The following is a 17,201-nucleotide window of genomic DNA, read 5'->3' on the forward strand; positions in this document are numbered from 1 at the left end:
GCCGGCCTGGCGCTGCTGCGCCGCCACGCCGGCGGCCCGGACGGCCTGCCGCCGGCCGCCCACGCGGATATCGTGCTGCTCGACGCGGCCATGCCCGGCATGGACGGCATTTCCATGCTCACCGAGGCGCGCGCCGACGAACGCCTGGTGCTGCCGCCCGTGATCATGCTGGTGGCCGACCAGGACAGCGAAAATCTCGAACGGCTGGCCGACAGCCTGATGCTGGCCGGCATCGTCTCGAAGCCGGCCACCCCGGCGCGCCTGCTGGCGGCCGTGACGGCCGTGCGCGAAGGCCGCAGCACGCCATCCGCGCTGCCCGTGTCCACGCCCCTGTCGGGCTTGCTGGCAGGCATGCGCGTGCTGCTGGTGGAAGACAATGAAATCAACCAGGAAGTGGCGCAGTACATCTTGCTGCACTCGGGCGCGCGCGTGGCCGTGGCCGCCAACGGCCGGCTGGCCGTCGACTTGCTCGCCAGCACGCCGGACGCCTGGGACGTGGTGCTGATGGATTTGCAGATGCCCGTCATGAATGGCTATGATGCCACCCTGGCCATCCGCGCGCTGGGCTTGCCGGACCTGCCCATCGTCGCCATGACGGCCAACGCCATGGACGAGGACCGCCTGCGCGCCATCGCCAGCGGCATGAATGCGCACGTGGCCAAGCCCATCGATGTGGACGAGATGATCCAGACCCTGACCCGGCTGGTGCCGGCGCTCGCGGGCAGCGGCAGCGCCGTCCAGGCCGGCAATGCCGTCGCGCAGGCGCCGGACGTGCCGGCCACGGTGCCCGGCATCGACCTGGCGGCGGCCCTGCACCGCTTCGGCGGCGATTACGGCGCCTTCCTGGCATTGCTCAAGCGCTTCGAGAATTCGCAAGGCGACGCCGTCGAGGAAACGCGGCGCCTGCTGGCCGAAGGCCAGGCGCGGCAGGCGGCGCAGCTGCTGCACCGCGTGTGCGGCGTGGCGGCCAACCTGGGCGCGGCCCGCGTCGCCAGCCTGGCCAGCGACACGGAAAAGGCGCTGCAAGGGGGCCGCGCGCATGCGGCAACAGCCTTGCTGGGACAACTGGAACTGGCGATGGCCGAAGTCATCGCAGCGGCACGCACCCTGCCCTCGCCCCGGCGGCGCAGCCAGGCGGCAGCCGATGCCGGCGGCAGCGCACCGGTCGAGCTGCGGGCCGGCCTGGCCAAGCTGCTCGTCCTGATCCGCAACAATAATCTGAAGGCGCTGGCGCAATTCCATGCGCTGCACCCCGCCATACAACAGTCAGACCGGGAAGCGGCCCTGGCGCTGGCAAACGCGATCGAGACACTGGATTTTTCCGAAGCGGAAAAACTCGTGCTCGATCAGCTGAAACGAGAGGAAAACAAGTGAGCTGGACCAACCTTGCCATGAACGGGCGCATCCTCATCGTCGATGACGCCATGGAAAACATCCAGATCCTGCACCAGCTGCTGCGCGAGGACCACGACGTGCTGTTCGCCCTGAGCGGCGAGAAGGCGCTGGAAATTGCGCATAATCAACTGCCGGACCTGATCCTGCTCGACGCCGTCATGCCCGGCATGGATGGCTATGCCGTGTGCAACGCGCTGCGCGAATCGGCCCTGCTGAGCGCCATTCCCGTCATCTTCGTCACGGCCCTGAACCAGCCCGAGGACGAGACGCGGGCGCTGGAAGCGGGCGCCGTCGATTTCATCACCAAGCCGTTCAACGCGGCCGTCGTGCGGGCCCGCGTGCGCAGCCAGCTGACCATCAAGCGGCAGGCCGACGCCATGCGCGAACTGTCGCTGACCGATTCGCTCACGGGCGTGGCCAACCGGCGCAGCTTCAACGACACCATGGACAGCGAATGGCGGCGCTGCGCGCGCGACGGCGTGCCGATGGCCATCATCATGGCCGACATCGACCATTTCAAGGATTACAACGACACGTATGGCCACCAGGCGGGCGACCTGTGCCTGCAGCAGGTGAGCGCCGCCCTGCGCCGCTGCGCCGTGCGCCCGCCCGACCTGCTGGCCCGCTACGGCGGCGAGGAATTCATCGTGCTGCTGCCGCAGGAAACGCGCGACGGCGCCGAAGTGGTGGCCCAGCGCATCCTCGATGAAGTGCGCGCGCTGGAAATTCCCCACGCCAGATCCAGCGTCGGCCCCCACGTCACCGTCAGCCTGGGCATGGCCAGCGTCATGCCCACGGAAGGCATGGACCCCAGCGCCCTGATCCGCGCCGCCGACGCCCTGCTGTACCGCGCCAAGCATACGGGGCGGGACAGATATTGCGCGCCGGAGGGGGAGTGAGCAGGCAGCCTAGCGGCTGCGTGCCGGCGCGGCATTGGAACGCTTGCCCCCGGAGGGCCGTCCCGTCGTGCTGGGCCAGCCGCCCGCATTGCCCGGGCCAGGACCTCGGCCCGTAGCACTAGCGCCCCTGGCGGACGCCTTGCCGCTGCCCGCGGCGCCCTTGCCGGCGCCGCCATTTCCGCTGCTTGCCTGGTTGGACATCATCGCCTCCTTCGCCGGAAACCGCCGGCGCGCCACCAGCGTACACCTGGCGCTCGCGCAGGAGCGCACAACTGCCTGCCGGCCCGCGAAGCGGGCTCAAGGTATGGCTCAGGGATAGCAGCGCATCAGGAACTCCGCCACGCACACGGGTTTCGTGTCGCCTTCGCGCTCCATGGTGACGGCCCAGTTCACTTGCGCTCCGTCCGGCAAGTCCTCGACGGACAGGATGTCGAGCCGCGCGCGCAGGCGGCTGTTCACGGGCACGGGCGCGGGAAAGCGCACCTTGTTCAAGCCATAGTTGATGGCCATGCGGATGCCGGCCATGCGCAAGGCCCCCGCAAGCATGGCCGGCAGCAACGACAGCGTCAGGAAGCCGTGCGCCACCGTGCAGCCATACGGCGACTCGCGCGCGCAGCGCTCCGCGTCCACGTGGATCCACTGGTGGTCGTTGGTGGCATCGGCAAAGGTGTCGATGCGCTGCTGGGTGATGGTCAGCCAGTCGGAAACGGCCACGTGCTGTCCCGCCAGGGCCTGGAAGCCCGCGATGCCCGCGATATCACGCATGGTTTTCTCCCGCCGGGCGGCGGCCGAACATGCCCATGCCTTCCACCGTCGTCACCACTTCGCCGTGCTGGTTGCGTACGCTCCACACGGAAATGACGATGCCGCGGTCCGGCTTCGACGTGGACGGGCGCACTTCCTTGACCTGGTAGGTCAGGTGCAGGGTGTCGCCCGCGCGCACGGGCTTGAGCCAGCGGATGCTGTCCAGGCCGGGCGAGCCCATGCTGGACGAATGCTTGAGCAGGTTATCCACCACCAGGCGCATCATCATGCCGCACGTGTGCCAGCCGCTGGCGATCACGCCCTTGAAGATGGTTTTTTCCGCGGCCGCGTGGTCGACGTGGAAAGGCTGCGGGTCGAAATCCGTGGCGAAAGCAATGATTTCCCGCTCCGTCACGTGGCGCTGGCCCAGGTCGATTTCCAGTCCCTGCGTAAAATCTTCGAAATACCAGTGCTTGGGTTTGATTCCGGTCAATGCGGTCATGCGGTCTCCGTCGGCAAGAAGCCCGGCTGGGCGATAAAGCGCTCGATATGGTGTTCCACGTCGCCCAGGGTCAGGGCGATCATGGACAGGCGCTTGAAATGGTGGGCGGCAGGCAATTCGTCCGTCACGCCCATGCCGCCATGCAATTGCACGGCTTGCTGGCCGACAAAGGCAGCAGCCAGCCCCACCCGCGCCTTGGCCGCGGACACCGTGCGGCGGCGCTCGGCCACGTCGTCGCTGCCGGCCTTGGCGGCGGCCAGCATGGCCATCGAGCGCGCCTGCTCCAGGTGGATGAACATGTCGGCCATGCGGTGCTGCAAGGCCTGGAACTTGCCGATGGGCGCACCGAACTGCTGGCGCGTCTTCAGGTACTCGAGGGTGGCGGCAAAGATGGCGTCCATGGCGCCCACGGCTTCCGCGCACAGCAGGGCTGCGCCGTAGTCGAGCGCCGCGTCCAGCACGGGCCAGCCCTGCCCCGCCTGGCCGACCAGGGCCTCATGCCCCAGCACCACTTGCACGAGGGTCACGCTGGCGGCGCGCTGGCCGTCGATGGTGCGGTAGTCGCGCACGGTCACGCCCGGCGCATCGGCGGGCACGAGGAACAGCGAGATGCCGTCCGTGCCGTCCTGGCGGCCGCCGCTGCGGGCCGAGACGATCAGGGCGCCCGCCTGCGCGCCATGGATGACGACGGTTTTCTCGCCGTCCAGCACGAAACCGTCGCCGCTGGTCGTGGCCGTGGTGGCGATATCGTGCAGATCGTGGCGCGACTGCCGTTCGCCCAGCGCGCAGGCCAGCTTCAGGCTGCCGCTGGCCACCTGCTCCAGCACGCCGTCGTGGCCGCCTGCCAGGGCCAGGAAGCGCGCGCCCAGTACGGTGGCCAGGTACGGTTCGACCACCAGCCCGCGCCCCAGTTCCTGCATCACCAGCAGCATGTCGACGGCCGTGCCGTCGAAGCCGCCCGCGGCGGCCGGCAGCGGCAAGGCCGTCATGCCCAGCTCGGCCAGGGTGGCCCAGGCAGCGCTGGAGACGCCCGTGGCCGAATGGACGATCTGCTTGCGCGTTTCAAACGGGTAATCCTTGTCGACCCAGCGCCTGAGCGCGTCGGCAAATTGCTGCTGTTCCTGATTAAATTGAAAGTCCATGTCGTCTCCTTCTGGCTTACAAGCCCAGGATCATCTGCGTGATGATGTTTTTCTGGATTTCATTCGAGCCGCCATAGATCGATGTCTTGCGGTAATTGAAGTAATACGCGGCCAGCGGCGCGGCCAGGTCGTCGCCGCCCGCGCCATGCGGCGCGCTGCCGTCGAGATAATCGGGGTCGAAGGGCAAGGCTTGCGGGCCGATGGCTTCCACCATCAGTTCCGTCAGCTGCTGCTGCAGTTCCGAGCCGCGCACCTTCAGCATCGACGCCTGCGGTCCCGGCCCTTTGCCCTCTTCGCTGATGACGCGCAAGACCGTCATTTCCAGCGCCATCAATTCGATTTCCAGGGTAGCGACCTTGGCCGCAAAGGCGGGGTCGTGCAGCAGCGGCGCGCCGCGCTTGGTCTGCTGCATGGCCAGCTGCTTGAGGAAGGTCAGTTCGCGCTTGGAGCGGCCCACGGCGGCGATGCCCGTGCGCTCATGGCCCAGCAGATACTTGGCATAGGTCCAGCCCTTGTTTTCCTGGCCCACCAGGTTGCTGACAGGCACGCGCACATTGTCGAAGAAGACTTCGTTCACTTCATGTTCTTCATCGAGCATGATGATGGGACGCACGGTGATGCCCGGCGTTTTCATGTCGATCAGCAAGAAGCTGATGCCTTCCTGCTTGCGCACCGTGCTGTCCGTGCGCACCAGGCAAAAGATCATGTCCGCGTGCTGGCCCAGGGTCGTCCAGGTTTTCTGGCCGTTGACGATGTAGTGGTCGCCGTCGCGCTCGGCCGTGGTTTTCAGCGACGCGAGGTCGGAACCGGCGCCCGGCTCGGAATAGCCCTGGCACCACCAGTCGTCGCAGTTCAAAATGCGCGGCAGATAGTAGGCTTTCTGTTCCGCGTTGGCGAAGGCCATGATGACGGGCGCCACCATGTTGACGCCGAAGGGCAGGATGGGCGGCGTGGCCGCGCGCGCGCACTCGTCTTCCCAGATATGGCGCTGCACGGACGTCCAGCCCGTGCCGCCGTATTCGACGGGCCAGGCCGGCGCGGCCCAGCCTTGCTGCGCGACAATCTTGTGCCAGCGCACGTAATCATCGCGGTTCAGGCGCAGATGCTGGCGCACCTTGCGCTGCAAATCCGCCGGCAGATGGGTGTCGAGGAAGGCGCGCACCGTGTCGCGGAACGCCGTCTCCTCGGCCGTGTAATGCAGGTCCATGTCTGTCTCCTTGTTCTTATCGGTTGCCGTGATGCCTGCACGCAAGGAAGTTCAGCGCACAAAAAAAGCACGACCGTTCTCAAGGATTGTACAACAGATTGGGAAGCGCGCCAGGGGTTTTACAAAGGCTGGCGCGCGAGGGGAAGTGGCTGAAGTTGCCTGGAATTTGCCGGCATTGGCCGGCGGCTGCCGTCCCATGTTCAATAACGTCAATAACGCGGCGAAATTGCCGAATGTCGGGTTCCGGCCGGAGCCGGCCTCGATCACCGCTGCCTCTTTCGGCATCTTCCTGAAGCCTGACACAGCATCCATTCATTCATTTTGTCGACATCTGGCCATCTGCAGGCACCAGCGCGCCTTGCTCGGTGAACTGCCGGGTACTCGCCAGCACGCCCTTGTCACTGTAAACCTGACGAATGCTTACCTTACCGTTGGGATGGTAACTATTGTGTACGCCCACGGGCAGACCCTCGCGCCACTGCCCCCGCGACGCCAGCTTGCCATCGCTGAAATACGTCGTCGCTACGCCATGTTCGCGGCCATGCTCATCTTGCCCTACCTGCGATTCGATATTGCCATCCCGATCATAAAGGCGGTAACCGCCCACCATCTTGCCTGAAACAAAATCGGCTGCATCGGTCTGTCCGGAGATACGCACCAGGTCGCTCTTGATGGTATCGAAAATCTCCACCTTCCAGGTACCGGGCACCGCGGCTGTTGGCAAGGGCAACACCAACACATAAGGCGAGCGCTGCCTGAGCTGCGGCATCAGCTGTTCGTCCAGGTACAGGCGCGCCTTGCCGTCGGCACAGGTGCTCGGGCCGCAGCCGGCAATCAGGCGTGCAAACGGAATGGCCTCCTCCCCCTTTTTCCCCACAGGGCAGCCAAACAATGTCACGGCCATGGGCGTCTTGTCACGGATGCGCTCGATGAGTCCGGGCCTGAGGCTTGCATATTCATCTCGATTTTCCAGCATGCCCTGCTTCATGCGCAGCTGGTTGCCGCCACACGCAGTAGTTTCCGCCACGGTCAGCACATCGGCCCCTGCGCTATCCTGGCCACTGGAAATAGCTGTAAACACATGTCGCTGAATAATATCGGCCTGCGCCGGCATGGGCCACAACAGCATGGCGCCCAGCGTCACGCGTAGTATTTTCTGATTTTTTTTCAAGTACGTCCCTGATATGGGTTCGATTAGCGGGCTTAGCGGATGCGTGCTGTCAATGGCTTCTGGCCACCATCACCCATACAGATGCAGCAGCACCTGCACGGCCACGATCTTGACGATGGTCATGCTGGGGAAGATCATGGCGTAGCCCAGGTTCGGGCGGTCCGACCTGGCCAGGCGGTTGGCGAACACCAGCACGGCCGGGTTGCCCGTGGCGCCGGCCGCGATGCCCAGCAGCTCGGGAAACGGCAGGCGCAGGAACACCTTGCCCAGGATTACCACGAGGGCCACCACCACCAGCACCGTCACGGCCCCCAGCGCCAGCATGGGCAAGCCATCGGCGCCCACCTGCTGCACGAAAGGCAAGCCGGAGGCCATGCCCACGGAAGCGAGGAAAATCGTCAAGCCATAGTTGCGCATCACCAGGTTGGCCGACAGGGGCAGGCGCCAGCTGATCTTGCCCACCCTGCCCAGGCGCCCCAGGATCAGCGCCATCACCAGCGGGCCGCCCGCCAGGCCCAGGCTGAACGAGCCTATCCACGGCAAGGGGATAGGCACCAGGCCCAGCAGCACTCCCAGCACCATGCCCATGCCCAGCGACACATAGCTGAACTCGGCCGTGGCCGTGATGGAATTGCCGAACAGCTTGCGCACGTCCGCCGCATGTTTGGCTGGCGCAATGGCCATCACCCGGTCGCCGAATTCCAAGGTCAGGAAGGGATGGGGCAGGATCATGGCGTCGCCGCGGCGGATGAAGGCGATCTGCAGGGGGAAATCCTTGCCCAGGTTCAATTCTCCCAGCGGTACGCCGACGATTTCCGCGTCCGACACGAACACTTCCGTGCCGTCGAAATCGCTGCGGTCCTTCATCAGCCGGCCCGGGTCCAGGTGGCCCAGCGCCGTGCGCGCCGCCTCCACGCCCGCCACCGTGCCCGACACCATCAGCGCGTCGCCCACGCCGAGCACCAGGGACGGGTCGGGCAAGCGGTTCTGGTGGCCCTGGCGCACGCCGATCACCTGCACGCCGGCCAGCGGCCCATCGGCCAGTTCGGACAGGGCCGCGCCCGCCAAGGTCGCTTCATCGATGGTAATTTCCGACACGACAATGGGTGCGGGCGGCGGCGTCAGCACGGGTTTCAAGATGCGCCCGGCCAGGTACAGGCCCAGCATGGGGCCCACCACGCCGAACGGATAGGCGACGGCATAGCCGACGGCCGCGTCGCCATTGCCGTGCGACGCTTCCAGGGCCGCCTGCAGGGCGGCCGTGCTGGTCATGGCGCCGGCAAACACGCCGCTGGCCATGCGCAGCGAGATATCGATCCACTGCCCGCCCCAGACGGAGACGGCCAGGCCGCCCATGACGGCGGCAAAGGCGATCAGGTTGTGTTTCTGCCCCGCACCGCGCAAGCCGGCGAAAAACTGCACGCCGTACTGCACGCCTATGCCATACAGAAACAGCAGCAGGCCGATGGAGCCGACCATCGGCGGCGGCACGGACCCGGGCGCGAAGGCGCCCAGCGCCAGCCCCGCGAACAGCACGCCGCCCACGCCCAGCGAAAAGCCGAACACGCTGATGCGCCCAAGCGCATAGCCGGCGCCGATGACGAGAAACAGGGCGAGGATGGGCGTGGACTCCAGCGTATGGCGGAAGAGATCTAGCATGGGTGCAACCTTATTCTGGGGATGACCCAGTTTAGCATGCACAAAAGCAACACGATGGCGATGATGGCAAGCAAGCGTGCGCAGGTTTGCGCATAAAAAAACGGGCAAAAAAAAGCCCGCTGCGGGAGCGGGCTGAATCTAATTCCTGTGAGGAAGTAGAGGAGACAGGTGAATGATGCCGCATCGCAGCATAGCTATCCAATTGCATGTTGTGATGATGGAAATATGATTTATTAATATCTCACCCAGCAGGGTATGACATCGATCAAATGGCCAGTGCGCTCAAGACGTCTCTGCGCGTCCGCTTACCCAGGCTCCCAAAGCCGGATTTTTTTACACTCCCTCCAGTCTGGGACATTGATCCCAATAAATACGGTGAAAAATCAAGCACCTGCAGCGCGTGGCACATGACTTGCATGGTTAGGCCTGGCGCACCAGCCCAGCAGATCGCCGGACCTGGCGCCACTTCGATGCCATGCATCCCGTCCGGAGGATTTATGCCCCGCAATTTCCCCATCAAAGCCAGCATGTTTTCATGGATGCGGCAGATATTGCGCACTTTTATCTTGTTGTGGTGGCTGGGCGCGGCATCGCACGCCTGCGCGGACGAGCCGCCACCGCTGATCAAAGTGATGCCGCTGGGCGATTCGCTGACGGCCGGCTATCCCTTGCAGCCAGAGCGCAGCTACCGGCTGAAGCTGCTCACCGACCTGCTCGCGGCCGGCAAGAAAATCGACTACGTCGGCGCCGGCCATGACCCCTCCGACCCGCCCAACTACCTTGCCCATCAAGGCATGGTGGGCGCCACGGTTGACAAGATCACCGGCGACGCAGCCTGGAACACCTACAATCCGGCCATCATCCTGCTGATGGCTGGCACCAATGATTTCAGGCTAACCGACGTCGGCTCCGGTCTCGGCGCACTGGGCCTGGTCTCCCTGGCCAGCGCGCTTGACACGCTGATCAAGAAAATCAACAAGGACTATCAGGACCGCGGCGAGAAGGTGGAGATCTTTGTCTCGTCCATCCCGCCGATTGGCTATCCCCGCGAAGGCACCGGGACGACGGCAACCCATACCCTGCTCAACTACCTGAAATCCGAAGGACTCTCCTTTGCAATAGTCGGCGGCCAAAGCGGCGCGGTCGATCAGGCAAAGTTCACCAGCGCGGTGATCGCCTTCATTGCTCGCAGGAAACTGAGCCCCAACCCGGGCAGTATCTTCAAAGCGGCCGATGCGGACGGCGATGCCGTCCTGACGGCGGCCGAGTACGAGGTTGCGCTCCGCTTGCTGGGCGAATTTATTCTGAACAAATACATCAACGACTACAACAACAATATCCGCACGCTGGCAATGCAGCACAACAATACCCATTTTGTGGATGCCGGCGCACAACTCACGCTGGCGGACTTCACGGACGGCACCCATCCGGCCACCCAGCAGGGCTACGACAAGCTGGCGCCCGCCTGGTTCGCCTCCCTGCAGGCATTTTTCGCGAGTAATACGCACTACTGGATCAATGGCAACGGTTTCTGGGAAGAAGGCAATAACTGGTCCGAAACCCCGGACGGGCCGGGCGGCACCGTCCAACCGACGGGCGGTAGCGTGTATCTGCTGCAGCATGACGATATCGACCGGACCGTGATACGCGACAGCGAAGCCGCGCCAGCCCAGCTGCTCGACCTCAGGATCGATGCCACCGGCACCGGCACCATGACGCTGCGCGTACAGGCGGACCTCGAAGCCATGCTGACCGTCGTCGGCATGGCCGGCAAGGGCCAGCTGGACCAGACCGACGGCACCATGATCACGCCGACCCTGCTGCTCGGCGCGGAAGCTGGCAGCTCCGGCACCTACGTGCTCGACGGCGCGGACACCACGCTCAGGTCCGAAGTGGAGGACATCGGGTTTAACGGCAGCGGCAACTTTACGCAGGAAAATGGCAGCAATGACGTGCTGCGCCGCTTGACCCTCGGCTACAGCGCTGGCGGTTTCGGCAGCTACACCTTGAACCAGGGCATCCTGTCGAGCAACGAAGAATGGGTGGGCATGGATGGCACTGGCGTATTCATCCAGAATGGCGGCACCCACCGGATCGAAGCCAAGGCGCCGAGCACCAGCGGATTCGAGGGCACGCTGTCGATCGGCGCCCATAGCGGCTACACGCTGGCACGCGGCGCCCTGAGCGCGAACTTTATCTACAACAACGGCACCTTCGACTATACCGGCGGCACGTTGCAAGCCCAGTTCGTCAACAACGGGGTGTTGCGGCTACGGGGCATACGCCAGATCAAGGGCGACCTGTTCCTGCCGTTGAACGGCCAGATCCAGCTGCCGGACGCCTTTGCCAGCGGCCCCCCGACGCGGCTCGAGGTCGAGGCCGGTGCGGAGCTCGAAGGCGAGCTCTACGTGACCCTGGCTCCCGGCGTCACGCTCCGGCCAGGCGACAGCACCGAAATCATACGCGCGGGCGGAGGCATCTCGCCCGTGCCGGGCGTGCTACGCCTGCCCCCGCTTCCCGGCAAGCTCATCTTGCGCGGAGAGCTGGTCGAACAGAACCACGCACTGCGCATCACGGTCGGCGAAGTCAACTGTGGCGACGTGGCGCAGGTCCGCCTCAGACTGGGACAGCGCGGCCCCAGGGTGAATGGCGACGCCAACAATGATGGCGTGGTCGATGTGCGCGACCTGGCCATGATCGCACGCAAGCTGCCTGCAGGCGCCGCTTGCTCGTTTTGATCCAGACCGAACCTGACCAGAAGAGGAGCACGACATGGCCACCCGACTGACATCGATTTGCCTCTGGGCCTTGGGCGCCCTGCTGGCCTGTACCGTCCAGGCCAGCGCCGCCCCGATCATCGACATCGAGCCCGAGACCCTGTTCGTGTCGCATGAGCAAAGCTTTGGCGTCAACATCGTGATCCATGACGCCACCGACCTGTTCGCCTTTCAGTTCGACCTGTCGTTCGACCCCAGACTGCTATCGGCCACCAGTGTCGCCGACGGCGGCCTGCTGTCCGTCGGCGGCCCCGCCATCTTCTTTCCCGGCACGATAGACAATGTGGCGGGACGCATCTCGTTCACGCTGGGCACGCTGACCGACAGCTTGCCCGGCGTGAACGGCACCGGCGCCCTGGCGGGCATCGTGTTCCGCTCGCGCAACGCCAGCGGCATTGCGTCCCTCAAGCTGTCGGACATCATCCTGCTCGATTCGAACCTGGCCGACATCGCCTTCGCTGCGCCGTTGCCCGCGCAGATCGCGGTGATGCCGGAGCCGGGCACGCTGGCGCTGCTGGCGCCCATGCTGCTGGGCATGGCCTGGGTGCTGCGGCGCCGCCCTGCGCACCTGTCGCCACAGGGATAATGCGCACGCCGTCCCATCTCTTGCTCCGCCTCTTGCCTCAGCTTGCTGCCGGGCTTGTCCCTGGCCTTTCCGCCTCCACGCGCAGCGCCTCGCGCACGGCCGGTCGGGCCCCGACGCTGGCCAACAGGCGTCTCACCTGCGCAAAGGCCGACAAGTCCACCCGGGCGTATGCCGACCAGCCGAGGATGGTGTACAGATAGGCATCCGCGATGGAATAGCGCTCGCCCAGCAGATACGGTCCGCCGGCCGCCAGTTGCCGCTCCACATAGTCGAGGCGCGCGGCGATGCGCGAGCGGGCCACGTCCTGCGCCTGGGTGCCGTATTCCGGGTGGAATAGCCAGGGGCTGTAGGCCTTGTGCAGCTCGGTGGCGATAAAGCCCAGCCACGACTGCAGCTGCACGCGCGCCAGCGTGCCCGGCGGCGGCGCCAGTCCGCTGGCCGGCGCCAGGTCGGCCAGGTATTGCACGATGGCCGTGCCCTCCAGCACGATCGTGCCATCGTCGAGCGCCAGCGCCGGCACGTACAGGTTCGGGTTGATGCGCGCATAGTCGGCGCCCGTTTCCGTGAGGCGTGGAATGGCCTTGATATCGACGCGCTCGAGTTCCAGCGCGAGGCCCGCCTCGATGGCGACGATATGCGGCGACAGCGAACACGTGCCCGTTGCGTAATACAGCTTCATGATCATTCTCCTGACAAAGTTACACGGATGCGGGATCGATTTTTTCCGCATCGATGCCGTACTTGCGGATGGCGTCGCCCACCAGGCTGCGCGCCACCCGCCCCTCGTCAGCCAGGGCCGTCAGCGCGGCCAGGACGATGAAGTGGCGGTCCACTTCAAAGAAGGTGCGCAGCGATTCGCGCGTATCGGAGCGGCCGAAGCCATCCGTGCCCAGGGTGACGAAGCGCCTGTCGGCAACAAAGGGGCGCACCTGGTCGCCGACGATCTTCATGTAGTCGGTGGCCACCACCACGGGGCCTTGCCGGCCGGCCAGGCATTGCGCGATATACGGCACCCTCGGCTCGCTGTCCGGGTGCAGCATGTTCCAGCGCTGCACGGCCAGGCCGTCGCGCCGCACTTCGGTCAGGCTGGTGGCGCTCCACACATCGGCCGCCACGCCGAAATCCTGCTGCAGCAGCATGCCGGCGGCGATCACTTCGCGCAGGATGGAACCGCTGCCCATCAGTTGCACGCGCACTGCCGCTTCCGGGCCTTGCTGCAGCAGATACAGGCCCCGCAAGATGCCCGCCTCGGCCCCTGCCGGCATGGCCGGGTGCGGATAGTTTTCGTTGAGCAAGGTGATGTAGTAAAAAATATCTTCCTGTTCGGCAAACATGCGGCGCAAGCCATCGTGGATGATCACCGCCAGCTCATAGGCAAACGTGGGGTCGTAGGAGATGCAGTTGGGAATCACGGACGACAGCACGTGGCTGTGGCCATCGTCATGCTGGAGGCCTTCGCCCATCAATGTCGTGCGTCCCGAGGTGGCGCCCAGCAGGAAGCCCCGCGTGCGGGCGTCTGCCGCCGCCCACGCCAGGTCGCCCACGCGCTGCAGGCCGAACATGGAATAAAAGATATAGAACGGAATGGTGGCCAGGCCGTGGTTGCTGTACGACGTGCCGGCGGCGATCCAGGAAGAAATCGCGCCCGATTCGTTGATACCCTCCTGCAAGATCTGCCCATCCTTCGCTTCCTTGTAATAGCTGAGCTGGCCCGCATCCTGCGGCGTGTACAGCTGGCCCAGGTAGGAATGGATGCCGATCTGGCGGAACAGGCCTTCCATGCCGAAGGTGCGCGATTCGTCCGGCACGATGGGCACGATGATCTTGCTCAAGGCGGGGTCTTTCAGCAGGGTGCCGAGGATGCGCACGAAGGCCATGGTGGTCGACGCGCCCCGCTCGCCGCTATCGTTGAGCTGGGTGGCAAACGTGGACAGCGGCGGCACGGGCAAAGGGGCCACCTTGCCGATGCGGGCGGGGATATGGCCGCCCAGCTGCGCCCGGCGCGCGGCAAAGTAGCGCGCTTCCTCGCTGTCCGGCGCCGGTTTCAGATACGGCATCTCTTCCAGCCGGGCATCGCTGACGGGCAGCGCGAAGCGGTCGCGGAACGCGCGCACGGCGTCGGCGCTCATCTTTTTCAGCTGATGGTTGATATTCTGACCTTCGCCCGCCTCGCCCATGCCGAAACCCTTGACGGTCTTCGCCAGGATCACGGTGGGACGGCCAGGCGTGCGCATGGCCTCGGCATACGCGGCGTGGACTTTTTCGGGGTCGTGTCCGCCGCGCGTCAGCTGCCAGATCTCGTCGTCCGACAGGTGCGCCACCAGCGCCAGCAGTGCCGGATACTTGCCAAAGAAATGCTCGCGCACGTACGCGCCATTCTGCGATTTGAAGGTCTGGTAATCGCCATCCACGCATTCCATCATGCGCTGGCGCAACAAGCCGCTCGTATCTTGCCGCAACAAGGCATCCCAGCCGCTGCCCCAGATGACCTTGATGACATGCCAGCCCGCCGCGCGGAACGTGCCTTCCAGTTCCTGGATGACCTTGCTGTTGCCGCGCACGGGACCGTCGAGGCGCTGCAGGTTGCAGTTCACCACGAAGATCAGGTTATCCAGGCGCTCGCGTCCACCCAGCGCAATGGCGGCCAGCGATTCCGGCTGGTCCATCTCGCCATCGCCAAGAAAAGCCCACACCTTGCGGCCCTGGTGTTCCTTCAAGCCACGGTATTCGAGGTAGCGCATGAAGCGGGCCTGGTAGGCGGCCGTCAGCGGGCCCAGTCCCATGGAGACGGTGGGAAATTGCCAGAAGTCAGGCATCAGGCGGGGATGCGGGTAGGAAGACAGGCCCTCGCGGCCCGCTTCGCGGCGGTAATTGTCCAGCTGGGCTTCCGTGATGCGGCCTTCCAGGTAGGCGCGGCCGTAGATGCCGGGCGCGGAATGGCCCTGGATGTAGACCAGGTCGCCCGCGAACTGCTCCGTGCGGCCACGGAAGAAATGGTCGGACCCCACGTCGTACAGCACGGCCGCCGACTGGTAGGTGGCGATGTGGCCGCCCACGTTCGAGTGTTTCGCCGCGCGCAAGACCATCACCATGGCGTTCCAGCGGATGTAGGCGTTCAGGCGGCGCTCGATGGCCAGGTCGCCCGGATACGCGCCCTGGCGCTCGGCGGCGATGCTGTTGGTATAGGCGGTGGTGACGCGGCCATGCAGGCCGCCGTGCTGCGCGGCGTCAAGATCGACGAGCTGGTCGAGCAAATAATGGGCGCGCGGACGCCCTTCCACGGCGACGACGGCTTGCATCGCCTCCAGCCATTCTTGGGTTTCCTGCGGATCGATATCGGGCACGGCGAGGGATGTGGGCATGGCGGTCTCCTGAGTGGGCAGTTCATCTACACAAATAATTGCCAATGCAATCATTGCAATTGCAATCGTTATGCCGGCCATTGTATAGCGCTATAATTGCATTTGCAACTGTGATTGATATAGAGGAGTACCGATGTCTGACACCGCGCCTGAAACTGGATCGGCACCTGCGCCCGACCTGTGGTTTTCGTTCGTGCGCACGCACCGATTGATGATCCGCGAGATCGAACGCCGCCTGGCAGCGGCCGGCTTGCCCGCGTATGCGTGGTATGACGTGCTGTGGGGCCTGGAAAGCGGCCAGGACGGTTCGCGCCGCATGCACGAACTGGCCGATGCGCTGGCCATCGAGCGCTACAACCTGACGCGCCTGGTGGACAAGCTGGAAACGGACGGGCTGGTGACGCGCACGCGCTCGACGGAAGACGGGCGCGCCGCCTTCGTTTCCATCACGGAAGATGGCAAGCTCTTGCGCAAGAAGATGTGGGCCGTCTACCAGGCCACGGTGGCGGACCTGTTCCTGGCGCAATTTGACGGCGGCGCGCAGCAGGACTTCAGCGCCGCCCTCGCCCGCGCCGCCGAGGCGGCACGGGGCGCCGGCCTGAACAAAATTCAGAGCAAGGTTCAGAGCAAAGCATAGCGCCGCAGCGCGTAATCCACGCAGGGCATCGGCAGCGCGCCATCGTCGGCCAGCGCCTTGAGCGCCATGACGGCCAGCCAGGGCGCGCGCGTTTCCGTCGCGCTATCGGCGCCGATGGCGATGAAGCGGCCGCGCACGTAGCCGCCGATCTGCCCCGCGATATGCTGGCCATAGCCGGTGACGGCGATGACGGGCGCCGCGCTGCCGCCGAGGCAGCGCTGCACATGGGCCAGCCTGGGGACGGCGCGCGGATGGCGCACATTCCATTGCTCCGCTGCCTGCGCATCGCGCGCCAGGCGTGTATAGCTGGGACAACTCCACACTTGCGCGGCAATATTCCAATCCTCTTCCAGCAGGCGGGCCGCAGCGGCAACGACGGCCAGCATCGCTCCCGCCCCGCACAGGCGCACGCGGCATGGGGCGGGCGCCGGCGGCGACACGCGGTACATGCCCAGGCTGGCCCCCGCCGCATCGGCGGCCGACAGGGGCGCCGCCACCGCCGCCTCGTCATGCATAGCCAGGTAGAAATAGCCGGGCTGCCGTTCCACGTACAGGGTTTCCAGGGCCGCGCGCACGATGGCGCGCACTTCCTCGCCGGTGGCCGGGTCGAACGGCGTGCAATCGGGCTGCGCGGCCAGCCACGCGGGCAGCGCGGGCTGCACGCCCTTGTGCCAGCGCGAGGCTTGCGTTTCCGCATCGTTGCAGACGATGCCACGCGCACGCGCATCGACCAGCACCCCGCGCAAGGCCTGCAGCGAAGCGGGGCGGCACAGGTACAGCAACGGTTTATCGGCGCCATAGCGCAGCGGCCAGGCGCTGGCGGAGGCCCTCACGTTCCAGGCATCATCTTGCCGGTGCGGCACTTCCGCGCGCACGATGCGGATGGCGTCCGCCATACCGGCGTCCATCTGCAAGGTGCCCGCCATGGCGCCCAGCGCGCGGCGCGGCGACGCCCGCTGCGACGGCAACGGCGGCTGGGCGGCCAGCGCGGCCAGGCAGGCTTGCGCAGCCTGGCGCGCGGCGTCCGGCGGCGGCAAGGGAATCAAGGGGGATGAAGGCATGTCGGCTCCTGTCGCGGCCATGCTTGCGCATGGCAGGCATAAGCTATACGATTGCAAAT

The 17,201-nt window shown here is 65.5% G+C and carries 16 protein-coding genes; 5 read left to right on the plus strand and 11 right to left on the minus strand.

Features of this window, described 5'->3' with window-relative positions; all coding sequences use genetic code 11:
- On the plus strand, positions 1 to 1,374 hold a 1,374-nt coding region (locus GCN74_RS25130), incomplete at its 5' end, for a response regulator (protein WP_152259190.1).
- Complete coding sequence (locus tag GCN74_RS25135) at positions 1,371 to 2,294, plus strand: diguanylate cyclase domain-containing protein (protein WP_152259191.1); 924 nt, start codon at positions 1,371 to 1,373, stop codon at positions 2,292 to 2,294. The genes GCN74_RS25130 and GCN74_RS25135, both read left to right, overlap by 4 nt.
- Positions 2,295 to 2,303: 9 nt before the next feature.
- On the opposite strand, the gene GCN74_RS28945 is transcribed toward GCN74_RS25135, so the two are convergent.
- The 8 genes from GCN74_RS28945 to GCN74_RS25170 form a co-directional block, all read right to left on the minus strand.
- Positions 2,304 to 2,495, minus strand: a complete 192-nt coding sequence (locus tag GCN74_RS28945) for a hypothetical protein (RefSeq protein ID WP_193317252.1) — start codon at positions 2,493 to 2,495, stop codon at positions 2,304 to 2,306.
- A 108-nt stretch (positions 2,496 to 2,603) separates the two neighbouring features.
- Complete coding sequence (locus GCN74_RS25140; RefSeq protein ID WP_152259192.1) at positions 2,604 to 3,059, minus strand: MaoC family dehydratase; 456 nt, start codon at positions 3,057 to 3,059, stop codon at positions 2,604 to 2,606.
- Positions 3,052 to 3,540 (minus strand): MaoC family dehydratase, encoded by a 489-nt coding sequence (locus tag GCN74_RS25145; RefSeq protein ID WP_152259193.1) that lies wholly within the window; start codon positions 3,538 to 3,540, stop codon positions 3,052 to 3,054. Before GCN74_RS25145 ends, GCN74_RS25140 begins: the two co-directional genes overlap by 8 nt.
- The gene (locus GCN74_RS25150) at positions 3,537 to 4,682 is read right to left on the minus strand and encodes an acyl-CoA dehydrogenase family protein (protein WP_152259194.1); all 1,146 of its coding nucleotides are present in this window, start codon (positions 4,680 to 4,682) and stop codon (positions 3,537 to 3,539) included. Before GCN74_RS25150 ends, GCN74_RS25145 begins: the two co-directional genes overlap by 4 nt.
- A 16-nt stretch (positions 4,683 to 4,698) precedes the next feature.
- Entirely contained in the window at positions 4,699 to 5,889 is a 1,191-nt protein-coding gene (locus GCN74_RS25155; protein ID WP_152259195.1) for an acyl-CoA dehydrogenase family protein, read from the minus strand.
- Between the two features lie 51 nt (positions 5,890 to 5,940).
- Positions 5,941 to 6,201, minus strand: coding sequence for a hypothetical protein (locus tag GCN74_RS25160; RefSeq protein WP_152259196.1), 261 nt, complete (start codon positions 6,199 to 6,201; stop codon positions 5,941 to 5,943).
- 4 nt (positions 6,202 to 6,205) lie between these two features.
- Entirely contained in the window at positions 6,206 to 7,060 is an 855-nt protein-coding gene (locus tag GCN74_RS25165) for a toxin-antitoxin system YwqK family antitoxin (RefSeq protein ID WP_152259197.1), read from the minus strand.
- 69 nt (positions 7,061 to 7,129) lie between these two features.
- Entirely contained in the window at positions 7,130 to 8,719 is a 1,590-nt protein-coding gene (locus tag GCN74_RS25170) for an aspartate:alanine exchanger family transporter (RefSeq protein ID WP_152259198.1), read from the minus strand.
- A 497-nt stretch (positions 8,720 to 9,216) separates the two neighbouring features.
- On the opposite strand from GCN74_RS25170, the gene GCN74_RS25175 reads away from it, so the two are divergent.
- Both GCN74_RS25175 and GCN74_RS25180 read left to right on the plus strand, forming a co-directional pair.
- A complete protein-coding gene (locus tag GCN74_RS25175; RefSeq protein ID WP_152259199.1) occupies positions 9,217 to 11,457 on the plus strand; it encodes an SGNH/GDSL hydrolase family protein in 2,241 nt (746 codons plus the stop codon).
- Positions 11,458 to 11,491: 34 nt separating this feature from the next.
- Positions 11,492 to 12,082: a cohesin domain-containing protein gene (locus tag GCN74_RS25180; RefSeq protein WP_152259200.1), complete on the plus strand. Its 591-nt coding sequence runs from the start codon at positions 11,492 to 11,494 to the stop codon at positions 12,080 to 12,082.
- A 37-nt stretch (positions 12,083 to 12,119) separates the two neighbouring features.
- On the opposite strand, the gene GCN74_RS25185 is transcribed toward GCN74_RS25180, so the two are convergent.
- A complete protein-coding gene (locus GCN74_RS25185) occupies positions 12,120 to 12,761 on the minus strand; it encodes a glutathione S-transferase C-terminal domain-containing protein (RefSeq protein ID WP_152259201.1) in 642 nt (213 codons plus the stop codon).
- 19 nt (positions 12,762 to 12,780) lie between these two features.
- Positions 12,781 to 15,444 (minus strand): pyruvate dehydrogenase (acetyl-transferring), homodimeric type, encoded by a 2,664-nt coding sequence (gene aceE / locus GCN74_RS25190; protein ID WP_152259202.1) that lies wholly within the window; start codon positions 15,442 to 15,444, stop codon positions 12,781 to 12,783.
- Between the two features lie 133 nt (positions 15,445 to 15,577).
- Here aceE and GCN74_RS25195 point away from each other — a divergent pair, with 133 nt between their 5' ends.
- Positions 15,578 to 16,081: a MarR family winged helix-turn-helix transcriptional regulator gene (locus GCN74_RS25195; RefSeq protein ID WP_152259203.1), complete on the plus strand. Its 504-nt coding sequence runs from the start codon at positions 15,578 to 15,580 to the stop codon at positions 16,079 to 16,081.
- Here the strand turns inward: GCN74_RS25195 and GCN74_RS25200 are convergent.
- Positions 16,066 to 17,142 carry a transketolase-like TK C-terminal-containing protein gene (locus tag GCN74_RS25200; protein ID WP_152259204.1) on the minus strand — a complete coding sequence of 359 codons (1,077 nt, stop codon included), beginning with the start codon at positions 17,140 to 17,142 and terminating at the stop codon, positions 16,066 to 16,068. The two genes, GCN74_RS25195 and GCN74_RS25200, sit on opposite strands and share 16 nt — an antisense overlap.
- Between the last annotated feature and the right edge of the window lie 59 nt (positions 17,143 to 17,201).

Origin of the sequence: Janthinobacterium sp. FT14W (assembly GCF_009208755.1) — a bacterium.
Classification (GTDB): domain Bacteria; phylum Pseudomonadota; class Gammaproteobacteria; order Burkholderiales; family Burkholderiaceae_D; genus Janthinobacterium; species Janthinobacterium violaceinigrum.